The sequence below is a fragment of the Campylobacter porcelli genome, from assembly GCF_002139855.1.
In the GTDB taxonomy this organism is placed as follows: domain Bacteria; phylum Campylobacterota; class Campylobacteria; order Campylobacterales; family Campylobacteraceae; genus Campylobacter; species Campylobacter porcelli.
This window is the reverse complement of sequence record NZ_CP018789.1, coordinates 862,440-873,572: the sequence shown is the minus strand read 5'-3', so window position 1 is coordinate 873,572 and position 11,133 is coordinate 862,440. Positions and strand designations below refer to the sequence as shown.

Annotated in this window: 8 protein-coding genes; 4 read left to right on the top strand and 4 right to left on the bottom strand. The window is 33.1% G+C overall.

The features are described 5' to 3' along the window. Positions 1-9: 9 nt before the first annotated feature. Genes CSUIS_RS04405 through CSUIS_RS04395 form a run of 3 tightly spaced genes read left to right on the top strand, consistent with a single transcriptional unit; the run spans position 10 to position 2,605 of the window. Complete coding sequence (locus CSUIS_RS04405; RefSeq protein WP_086297398.1) at positions 10-723, top strand: zinc ribbon domain-containing protein; 714 nt, start codon at positions 10-12, stop codon at positions 721-723. Then, positions 720-1,838 (top strand): lipid IV(A) 3-deoxy-D-manno-octulosonic acid transferase, encoded by a 1,119-nt coding sequence (waaA, locus tag CSUIS_RS04400; RefSeq protein WP_086297396.1) that lies wholly within the window; start codon positions 720-722, stop codon positions 1,836-1,838. Before CSUIS_RS04405 ends, waaA begins: the two co-directional genes overlap by 4 nt. A 2-nt stretch (positions 1,839-1,840) precedes the next feature. Beyond that, the gene (locus CSUIS_RS04395; RefSeq protein ID WP_192940166.1) at positions 1,841-2,605 is read left to right on the top strand and encodes an RluA family pseudouridine synthase; all 765 of its coding nucleotides are present in this window, start codon (positions 1,841-1,843) and stop codon (positions 2,603-2,605) included. 10 nt (positions 2,606-2,615) lie between these two features. Here CSUIS_RS04395 and tgt read toward each other — a convergent pair whose 3' ends face one another. The 4 genes from tgt to hsdR form a co-directional block, all read right to left on the bottom strand. Then, positions 2,616-3,734 (bottom strand): tRNA guanosine(34) transglycosylase Tgt, encoded by a 1,119-nt coding sequence (gene tgt / locus CSUIS_RS04390; protein ID WP_086297392.1) that lies wholly within the window; start codon positions 3,732-3,734, stop codon positions 2,616-2,618. 68 nt (positions 3,735-3,802) lie between these two features. Beyond that, a complete protein-coding gene (locus CSUIS_RS04385; protein ID WP_086297390.1) occupies positions 3,803-5,365 on the bottom strand; it encodes a restriction endonuclease subunit S in 1,563 nt (520 codons plus the stop codon). Positions 5,366-5,488: 123 nt separating this feature from the next. Next, positions 5,489-6,979, bottom strand: a complete 1,491-nt coding sequence (locus CSUIS_RS04380) for a class I SAM-dependent DNA methyltransferase (protein ID WP_086297388.1) — start codon at positions 6,977-6,979, stop codon at positions 5,489-5,491. A 12-nt stretch (positions 6,980-6,991) separates the two neighbouring features. Beyond that, complete coding sequence (hsdR, locus tag CSUIS_RS04375) at positions 6,992-9,457, bottom strand: EcoAI/FtnUII family type I restriction enzme subunit R (protein ID WP_202819627.1); 2,466 nt, start codon at positions 9,455-9,457, stop codon at positions 6,992-6,994. Positions 9,458-9,706: 249 nt separating this feature from the next. Here hsdR and CSUIS_RS04370 point away from each other — a divergent pair, with 249 nt between their 5' ends. Next, positions 9,707-11,128: a COG3400 family protein gene (locus tag CSUIS_RS04370; protein ID WP_086236674.1), complete on the top strand. Its 1,422-nt coding sequence runs from the start codon at positions 9,707-9,709 to the stop codon at positions 11,126-11,128. Positions 11,129-11,133 lie beyond the last annotated feature (5 nt).

The following is an 11,133-nucleotide window of genomic DNA, read 5'->3' as shown; positions in this document are numbered from 1 at the left end:
GGGAAATCAATGAATAAATATCTACAGCAACTTGTAAGTTTATCACAAATAGATCAAAAAATAGATAGTTACGCACCAAGAATTGAGAGTATTAATAGAAATTTACAACTTAAAAAAGATGAGATAATCGCTATAGATGAAAATATAGAAAAAGTTGATAATGAAATATCAGAATTAAAAGTTCAAATTGCCAATACAAACTCTCACATTAATGAATTTAACGCTAAAATCAAAGAAATTAGTAAAAAAACTTCAGCAGTAAAAAGCGAAAAAGAGATAAAAGCTCTAAATTTAGAAGAGGATTTAGCTAAAGATCAGCTTGAAGCAGCTAATGAAGAGATTAATAGACTTGAGAGAATTATCGATAGTAAAAATGAGTTAAAATCTGAGCTTGAGATGAAAAAAACGCAAATTCAAAATAGCCTTGAGGGTATAAGTAGCGAAGTTGCTGATGAGATAAAAGCTATTGATGATGAAAGAAGTAAAATTTACGATCAAAAAGAGAAGCTATTAGCTGATATGAATCAAAAAATTCTTACATTTTATGAAAAAATTCGTAAATGGGCTAAAAATACAGCCGTTGTGCCAGTGAGAAAACAGGCTTGTTATGGCTGTTTTATGAAGATAAATGATAAGACTTATGCTCATATTATTAAAAGTGATGATATAACTACATGTCCGCATTGTGGTAGAATTCTCTATAAAGAGACTACACAGGAGTGATATATACTCTATTTACGGCACTTTTGCTTTTGATTTCATCTCCATTTTTATGGTTGTTGAGTTTTAAGCAGAAGTTTATCCGTAGTATAAGGGCAAGATTTTTTTTAATCAAAAATTCAAAACCAAAATTAGCCAAATACCACTTCCACGCTTGTAGTCTTGGTGAAGCTCGTGCTATTGAGCCTTTAGTAAGGCGTTTGGGTGATTGTAGGGTTAGCGTGATTACTCAAACTGGATTTGACTATGCTAATACATACGCTGATTGTAGATTTTTGCCTTTTGAGTGTTTTTTACCTTTTTGGCTAAGCAAATCAGAAGTTTTGATAGTTTTTGAAGCAGAGCTATGGCTAAATTTATTTAAAGTTGCTAAATCAAATGGATCAAAAACGGTGCTTTTAAACGCTAGAATTAGCGATAAAAGTTATAAAAATTATCTAAGATTTAAATTCTATTATAGATGGCTTTTTAAATATGTTGATTTGGTGCTAGCTCAAAGCGATTTGGATAAAGAGCGTCTAGCTACGCTGGGAGCAAAAAATATTAAGGTTGTTGGCAATATAAAATCAGCTAATCTACCAAAGCCATCAAAGCAATATAAAAAGCCAGATAAAAGAGTTATAGTAATAGCTAGTTCTCATCAAAATGAAGAGATAAATTTGCTTAAAAATTTAAATTTAAGCCCAAATGATCAGTTTTTTATCGCTCCAAGGCACCCTGAGAGATTTGCTGAAGTGTGTAAAATTATCAAAGATAGCATTAAAAGCGATATGAGCTTTGAGAAATTTAGTGATAATATGGGGTTAAGATCGCAAATTATTCTTATTGATACTCTTGGGGAGCTAGTGAATTTATATCAAATTGCCGATATTGTCGTGCTTTGTGGTAGCTTTGAATATGGCATTGGAGGGCATAATCCTATAGAGGCGGCTCAATTTGGTTGTAAAATTCTAAGCGGAGAGTATATCTATAATCAAAAAGACCTATATAAAGCAGTAAGCGGGATTGAGTTTTGCTCATATGATGATGTGTGGGAGAAGATAAACTCAAATTTAAAAAGCACAAAAATTATAAATATGTGCGATATGGATAAGATAATAAAAGAGATAAAAGGATAAATATGCAAAAAGCTTATAAACTTTTAGCCATTCAAGAGGGAATTTCAAATAACGAAGCAAAAGCGATGATAGATGCTGGGCTTGTGAGCGTAGGCGGTCAAAGAGTTGTGCTTGCTAGAGGGCTTTTAAAAGAGAGTGCTAAATTTAAAATTACAAAATTGCCAAAGCCATCTAAAATTTTTGAAGATGAAAATATCATAGCAGTAAATAAACCGCCATTTATCACAAGCCAAAAAATCGCTGAAATGTTTAAATTTCCACTATTAAATCGCTTGGATAAGGAGACTAGCGGAGTAATAATGCTATATAAAAATGATGATTTCCAGCAAAGGGCTATTAGGGAGTTTTCACAAAATAGGGTGAAAAAAACCTATTTAGCAGTTGTTAAGGGGATAGTGTGTGAAAATTTGACAATTAATCAGCCACTAACTACCATAAAAACAAGATCTGGAGCATTCGCAAAGATTGATCTAAAAAATGGTAAATCAGCCATCACGCATATCGCCCCAATAGCAGTCGAAGGCAAAAAATCGCTATTAAGAGTGGATATAGAGACAGGTAGAACTCATCAGATTAGGGTGCATTTAGCTAGTAGTGGATTTGGTGTATTGGGTGATGAAAAATATGCCAAAAGTAGCTCTAATAGATTATATCTACATAGTTTAAGAACTAAAATTTTTGATTATGAGTTTTACGCCGAGCCTAGTAGGGAGTTTTTTAATCAAGGATTTAATGAAATTGATAAAACCATTTTAAAAATGGTTTAAATCAGATTATTTACGCTCTTTTCGCATAAAATTCACTCCTAAACTCAGCAAATTTATCAGCCATTATCGCCTCTCTTATTTGCTTCATTAAATTTAGATAGTAGTGTAGATTATGCAAACTTGCTAGTCTAAAAAATGTAAGCTCTCTAGCCTTATATAGATGATTTAGATAGCCCCTAGAGTATCTTTTACAAGTATAGCACTGGCACTCTTGGTCGATTGGCTCATGGTCATTTATAAAAGCAGCCGCTTTGATATTGAGCTTACCAAAACTAGTAAATAAAGTCCCATTTCTAGCATTTCTTGTAGGCATCACGCAATCAAACATATCCACCCCACGACTTACATTTTCTACTAGATCCTCTGGGGTACCAACGCCCATTAGATACCTAGGGCGATTAGGGTCGATATATGGCATAACGCCTTGAACTGTATCATACATCTGCTGATTTGACTCGCCCACGCTTAATCCACCTATGGCTAATCCATCAAACTCCATATCGCATAGCGCCGTAGCGCACTCTTTTCTAGCTTTATAATCAGTCCCGCCTTGTATGATACCAAAGAGATTTTGATGAGCGCCAACTCCATTTGCTTTTTGAGTTTTGTGATACATTTGAGCCTCTTTGGCCCATTTTATCGTGCGTTTTAGGCTTAGCTCTATGCGTTCTTTTGTCGCTGGAAGAGCCACTAAATCATCTAAAATCATCATAATATCACTGCCTAAATCATACTGCGTATCTAGCACACTTTTTGGTGTAAAATAGTGCAAACTACCATCTATATGACTTTTAAATTTAATCCCATTTTCATCAGCCTTAGAGCGATGAGAGAGAGAAAAAGCTTGAAATCCACCGCTATCAGTTAGAAAATTTCTATCAAATCCACTAAATCCATGAAGTCCGCCAAATCCCTTTACTACCTTGCTTCCAGGGCGTAAATAGAGATGATAAGTATTGGCTAAAATTATCTTAGCGTCTAAAATTTCGCTCATATCTACCGCATCAAGACTCTTAATCGCTCCAAGTGTGCCAACTGGCATAAACACTGGAGTTTTGATTATGCCATGAGCCATCTTTATGGTGCAAGCTCTTGCGTTTTGGCTTATTTTGTCTATTTTAAATTCCATATAAATCCTTATTTAATTAGCATAATTTTATCAAAATCTTGCTTAGAATTTAGAATAATTAAATTGATTTAAAAAGCCAACTTTTCACACAAAGGCAATATCTGTTCAATTATTTCTACAATCTTTTCTTGCTCGGCAAGCGGTGGGAGTGGAAATAAAAATTTAATTAAATCACCAGCAGCTAAATTTGGTTGTGCAGTTCCATTGTTAAATCTTTTTATTTCTTCATAGAAAAAATCAGAACATAAATAATAATAAAGATACTTTTTGTTAATTATTTCATTTGCTCTAAGAATTACTAATGAAGATGCAATCGCTCCAACTTCCAATGGATAAAAACAGAATTTACCTAATGAACCTCTTATACAAATTGCAAAATCTTCTTTTTGTAATTTCCCACTTCGAAGTAAATCATATTGCTTTTGGGAAACATACAATAGATTATCTTTTCTCAATGTTGTATTTTCAAAATTTATTGCACTTACAAAAGGTATTTCTCCATTGGATGACAATTTATCTTTTGATGGATAATTACTTCCTCTATCCCCATTAATAAATGTGCCTAAATCCCCCAATCTACACCAACACCAATTTTTTGGAATTTCAAAGGGGATTTCATCTTCTGCTATTTCACTTGCGACAATTGGAGTGGGCTTTTTGGCTTTTGGGTTTTTTTTCTTTGCTTCTTCCCACTCGGCTAGAAGTTTTTTATTGCGCTTTTCAATAATTCTATCTAAAAGTTGTTTTCCAGTTTCTTCTATTGTGGCAGTTTTTCGCCAAGATTCTGTGAGCTTGCCTTGTATTGCTTCTTGTAAAATGGCTTTTTTTACTTTATCAAAAAGAGCGGTTTTTAACTCCTCTTTTTGGAGAACTGCATTTTCGTAAGCATCAACCAAAGGCAGCACTTCTTCAAGTTTTGCAACAATGGCATTTTGCACGGCAAGCGGTGGAAGGGGAATATATAATTTTTCCCAACTAGATTTATTAATTATAGGGGTTGCAGTTCCTGTTGAGTACTCTATAATTATTTTTTGAAAATACTCAGAAGAAAGAACATAATAGATATATTGAGTATTAGAACATATAGTTGTTATTGAATTTATTTGTTGATTAAAAGTTACTTCTCTGTCAACAACAGCACATTTCCCAATAGAACCACCAATACAAACTTGTATTATAGTGCCAGAAGGGGTTGGTCTTGCAACCTTGTATCCAGCTTCTGATAGCCCCTGTTTCCCATAAGTAATTATTGAATTTTGAATATCACCGGGCGATAGGAAATCGATAAAGTTTCCAAAATATTCGGGATTATTTTTTGAAGGTGTCGCACCAGTATTTGTAATACCTAAATTCCCCAATCTACACCAACACCAATTTTTAGGAATTTCAAAGGGGATTTCATCTTCTGCTATTTCACTTGCGACAATTGGAGTGGGCTTTTTGGCTTTTGGGTTTTTCTTTTTTGCTTCTTCCCACTCGGCTAGAAGTTTTTTATTGCGCTCTTTAATAATTTTGTCTAAAAGCTGTTTGCCAGTTTCAGTTTCTCCTTCTATATTACTAATCAACTGACCAGTGATGGCTGCTTGGAGAATTGCTTTTTTTAAATTTGTATCTTTTTTTATCTTTGCCAATTTAGTTTCCTTATTATATTAAACTTGATGGAATTTCCTACAGGTTATGCCTTTAAAAGCTCCATAAGTTTTATGTTTATGTAAATATTAGTTTGTCCAATTTTTTGCATTTTTAATACAAATCTAAAATTCAATTCCAAGAATTTCAGTGATTTTTGCTAGTGTTGAGTTAATTTTTTCTTCTGTAGCTTCACTATGCTTTTTGTAGTTAAGAATTGTATCTTTTATGCTTAAGATTTCTTCTTCCTCTTTGGGATATCCACAAACATCAAAATTATATCCACTTTCTATAAGCTCCCAAGAAGAATAACATTTTGCCTTTGGATTTCCTTCTTTATCATTGATTTCTTTGCGGTCATTCCACCATGCAACACAATCATCAAAATCAGAAAGTTTCATCGGTTTAGTTTTAGAAAAGTGTTTAATTCCCTCTGGCATATCTACACGGTAGAACCATGTTTTACCGGTTGGTTCTTCGTTATTAAAAAACAAGATATTTGTAGTAATGCTTGTATAAGGAGAAAAGACACTTTGTGGCATTCTGACTACTGTATGAAGATTAAAATCTGTAAGAAGTTTTTTCTTAAGATTTGTCTTTGCGTTATCATTTCCAAACAAAAAACCATCAGGGATAATTACAGCTGCACGGCCATTTTTCTTTAGACGATGCAAAATAACAGCTATAAAAAGGTCGGCTGTTTCGCTTGATTTTAGATCAGTTGGAAAGTTTTGCTTGATGTCTTCTTTTTCGCTTCCGCCATAAGGTGGATTCATAAGAATTACATCAAATGCATCTTTTTTTGTGTAATCTAAAAGTTTTTTTGTAAGTGAGTTATCGTGAAATACTTTTGGATTGTCAATTCCGTGAAGTAACATATTTGTTACGCAAAGCATATAAGGGAATTGTTTTTTTTCGATTGCGTAAATTGAATTGTAAAGTTTTTCAGAATCTTCATTACTGATTGATCCTTTTGCGTCTTTGATCGCTTCAAGTTCTTTTATCCAGCTTGAAAGGAAGCCTCCTGTTCCACAAGCAAAGTCTGCCATTGTTTCGCCAATTTGGGGCTTAATCATTTTTGCCATAAACTCTGTTACAGCGCGTGGAGTATAAAACTCACCAGCACTTCCTGCACTTTGAAGTTCTTTTAAGATTGTTTCATAGATTTCGCCAAAAGCATGTGTTTCTTCGTAGTTTCCAAAATCAAGTTCATCAATAATGTTAATTATCTGACGCATTAAAACGCCATCTTTCATATAATTGTTCGCATCTTCAAATGTTGTACGAACGATACTTTGGCGAATTGGTGTGCTTGGATTTATTTCAAGTTTTTTTAATGTTGGAAAAAGGTCATTGTTTACAAAATTTAATAGTTGGTCGCCGGTAAGTCCATCATTTTGATTTTCTGTATGAGCCCAATTTCTCCAACGCAAGTTTTTGGGAATTATAGATTCATATTTTTCATCATCAAATTCCCAATCTTCTTCTTTTGCATCATATACTTTTAAGAAAAGCATCCATGCTATCTGCTCAATTCTTTGTGCATCACCGTTAATACCGGCATCATTTCGCATTATATCACGGACTCTTTTTACAAAACCGCTTAAGTTACTCATCTATTCATTTCCTTATGCTATTTTATATAATTCATTTTTTAATTCGCAAATAGCGGCTCTATACTTATCATTTCCCCCAAATAAAGCCGCAATTCTAGAAGGCTTTCCATATTTTGTGAATGGATTCTGCTTTAGAATTTCTGTTGATTCAATATCGTAAATGCCAAGTTCAGCATATTTGTCCAAAAGTGCATTTATAACTTCGCGTGCAGCTTCACCGTATTTTCCAAAGATGTCTCTCTTCTTTACATTTTCTGCGCGTTCGCGTCTAGTTAAAGGCTTTTGATTAAATGCGATATGGCAGATAAAATCAAAGTCATCTACATCAGTCATATTCTGATCCTTTTTAATCAGCTCAAGATCAATGCCTTTTTCCTTAAGCATATTTCGGATAACTTCTTTTTTCTGTTCTTTATTCCAGGTCTGAATAAAGTTTTCCAAAGTCTGATATGCTCCAATAATACTTTCCTTTGTGTAATCTTCTATTGATTCTTGTTTTAGAAGTTTTCCGTCTGTATCATAAATGCTAACTACACGTTGCAAAATTTTTACTGAAACACCACCTTTGCCAATTATAGGTTTTACATTGGGATTAGGGATTGGCGCAATAATACCTTCATCACCATCTTCGCCTTCAGGATTTGGCTTAGGAGATGTTTCTGGTTTTGGTTTAGTTTCTCCAAAGTCCTCATCTTGTTCAATCTCTCCATCCCACTCAGGATCAGCAAATAGACGACTTACACGACGAAAATCCATTATTGTAAAATGAGTTTTTCCCTCTTCATATCTCAGACGAGTTCCACGGCCAATTATCTGCTTAAATTCTGTCATTGAATTGATTAGCTCATCTAAAACAATAAGCTTTACCATCTTGCAGTCGCTTCCAGTAGAAAGAAGCTTTGATGTAGTTGCGATAACAGGATAGGGCTGCGAAATTGAAATAAAATAATCTAGCTTTTCTTTTCCATATTTATCACTTCCAGTGATACGAACCACATACTGCTCTTTTACATTGCCTTGATTGTCTTTTAAAATCATATCTGTATTTAAATTATTTAGTGCAACTCGCATTCTTTCTGCAGCGGCTTCTGTGGGACAAAATACAATTGTCTTGGACATACGGTCAGTTTCTTTTAAAAACTTTGTGATTTCTCTTGCAACTTCATCAATTCTGTCTTGGATGACAATATTATAGTCATAATCTGAAAGATTATATTCTCTATCTTGGATTTCTACTCCGTTAATATCCTTTTGACCTCGTTTGGGTCTCCAGCCGTTATCAATACTTGTGTGTACATTTATAACTTTGAAAGGAGCAAGGAACCCATCTTCAATTCCTTGTTTAAGACTGTAGCTGTAAACAGGTTCTCCAAAATAATCTATATTAGAAATATATTTTGTCTCTTTTGGTGTAGCAGTCATACCAATCTGTGTAGCACTACTAAAATAATCAAGAATCTTTCGCCAGCGAGAATCAGCCTTTGCAGACCCACGATGGCACTCATCAACAATAATAAGATCAAAGAAATCTGGTTTAAAGAATTCTTTATACTTTGATACTTCTGCTTCAATTTCTTCTTCTGTTTCTTCTATCTCTTCACCTTTGTGTTTTGTAGAATCCAACTGTTGATAAAGGGCAAAATAGACCTGATATGCTGAAATTTTCGATTTATCTTCTTTTTGGAAATTGATTTTATGAATCACCTTTTCTAAAGGCTTAAAGTCGCCGTTAATAGTCTGATCTACGAGATTATTTCTGTCTGCAAGATAAAGAACTTTCTTTTTAGTTCCAGATTCAAGAAGTCTCCATACAATCTGAAAAGCCGTATAGGTTTTTCCTGTTCCTGTTGCCATTGTAATAAGAATTCGGCTTTGCTGTTTTGCTACTGCTTCAAGAGTTCTATTTACTGCATTTCGCTGGTAGTACCTAGGAGGATAACAATTTGAACCAGAATAAAAAGGCGTGTTTAATAATTTTTCTTCAAAACAAAGTGGAACATTATATACTTTTGATTCTCCATCTATCTCATATCGTTCTTTGTTTTCAACTTCTACTATTTTTTTTGCATCAGCACCTTTCCATCTTTGATAAAGTTCGTCAGCTGTGGGGAATTCAGAAAGTGGTAATTCTTTTTCAAGCCCAGTTGTAAAATCGTGTTCAAAAAAGCTATCTCCGTTTGAAGTATAGACAAAAGGAACATTCATCATAATTCCATAGGAAATGGCTTGTTGCATACCAAAGGATGCTGGATGATTATTATCTTTAGCTTCTACAATTGCTAGTGGAGTTCCTTTATTATACCAAAGAACATAGTCACACCTTTTCCCTTTATCACGACTTGGAACATTTCCTTTAATGAGAACCTTCCCATCCGTGAAATTATTTACAGGCTCTGTCTCCATGGTGATTTTTCTAGTATCCCATTTAGCCGACAATGCTGGAGTAATATAGTGAAATTTAATATCTTCTTCTGTCATTTTCGATTTTGGTAATATATAGGAAGTTGCCATAAAATTATTCTTTCAATAATAAAAATTATAAAAACATTATAACACATTTATAAGAAATTTACTAATTACGAAAATCATAATATCTTATTGTATTTTTAATTTTATTTGACTTTGTTTGGCTTTATAATAATGAGTTAGGTGCAGATATTTAGAATAAACATTTTATTTTTTTTAAATTTCAATTATGCTAAGATAACCATTTTTTATGGAGAGTTGATGAAAAATATTTTGATTATTGCTGATGGAATTTTGGCTAAAAATTTCCTTGAGAGATTATTTAATAGCAAAAATAACGCCCTGCATAACTATACAGTAATAACCTATAATGAAGAGACTATCCCTAGCTGGGATGTGAATTTTGAAAATTTTATATTTTATAACTTTGATCCAACTAGCCTTGGTAAGCTAAAGCTACATTTAAAGAGCGAATTTGAACAAGCTATGGTGATAATGCAAAATGAATTTGACATAAAATGTGTATGCGAAAATCTGCGTCAAATTTACCCAAATTTAGATATGGATGTGCTGGATTTATGGGGTATGGGTAGATATTTTAGCGGTGATAATCATATATCTATCATTGATGCTAGGAAAATTTTAAGCTCTAGATTTATGGATTTTTTACCAGATGTGCCAGTTATCGCTGATAATATAGGCATGGGGGTAGGCGAGATTATGGAGGTTCAAGTCCCAAATGGTAGTAGCTACGCCTATAGACATGTAGGAAATATCCGTAAAAAGCGGTGGAAAATAGCTATGATATATAGAAAAGGTAGCTACACCATCGCTACTGCTGATGATTTAATAATGCCAAATGATACACTTTTAATCGTAGGGGAGCCTAGAATTTTAGAAAGCGTTTTTCGTGCGATTAAAAAGGAGCCAGGTCAATTCCCAAATCCATTTGGAAACAATATATATTTAGAGTTAGATATGAAATTTATGAGTAAAAATGAGATAGATCTACTCATAGATGATACTATCGAACTTCATAATAGATTAAATAATAAAAAGCTTTTTATAAAGGTGATAAATCCGACTCTATGCTCTAATTTTAGCCGTATAAAAGAGCTAAAATCTAATAAAATATTTATAGATATTGACTATTTTAGCACTAAAATTTCGATTAATAAATCTAAGATGAATGAGCTTGATATAGGCTTAGTAATCACTAATAGCAAGGTCTTTAACCACTATAAAAGAGGTTTTGAAGCCCTTAAAGTGCCTATTTTAAAAATAGGAAAAAATGGATTTAAAATATTAAAAAAAGGTGTAATACTAGGCGATAAAACAGATGCCGAGAGCAACTCTAGCGTGATAATGGACTGCTGTAAGCAGCTAGATTTTAGTATCGATTTTTATCATTTTGATACTAAAATTGATAATGATAGCAAAAAGGTTATAGAGCATTTTAAGAGTCTTTCTAAAATCTTTAATAAAAAGGTAAATATAATAAATGATGATATTAATCCGCTTTTAAAGTTGCGTAATAGTGATGATATTTTACAATTTTTAAGCTTTAGTAATAAAATTTTGGATAATAAATTTGGAGCGATATTTTCTAAAGATATAAATCGCCTGTACTATATATTAGATGATAATTATCAGCTTTTCATACCGCAAAATGATAAAATTTAAAGGAT

What these genes read in the sequence shown, in the direction of transcription:
- CSUIS_RS04380 (WP_086297388.1), bottom strand. Translation starts at nt 6,979, where the DNA reads ATGAGTAACTTAAGCGGTTTTGTAAAAAGAGTCCGTGATATAATGCGA.
- CSUIS_RS04370 (WP_086236674.1), top strand. Translation starts at nt 9,707, where the DNA reads ATGAAAAATATTTTGATTATTGCTGATGGAATTTTGGCTAAAAATTTC.
- CSUIS_RS04405 (WP_086297398.1), top strand. Translation starts at nt 10, where the DNA reads ATGAATAAATATCTACAGCAACTTGTAAGTTTATCACAAATAGATCAA.
- hsdR (WP_202819627.1), bottom strand. Translation starts at nt 9,457, where the DNA reads ATGACAGAAGAAGATATTAAATTTCACTATATTACTCCAGCATTGTCG.
- CSUIS_RS04395 (WP_192940166.1), top strand. Translation starts at nt 1,841, where the DNA reads ATGCAAAAAGCTTATAAACTTTTAGCCATTCAAGAGGGAATTTCAAAT.
- tgt (WP_086297392.1), bottom strand. Translation starts at nt 3,734, where the DNA reads ATGGAATTTAAAATAGACAAAATAAGCCAAAACGCAAGAGCTTGCACC.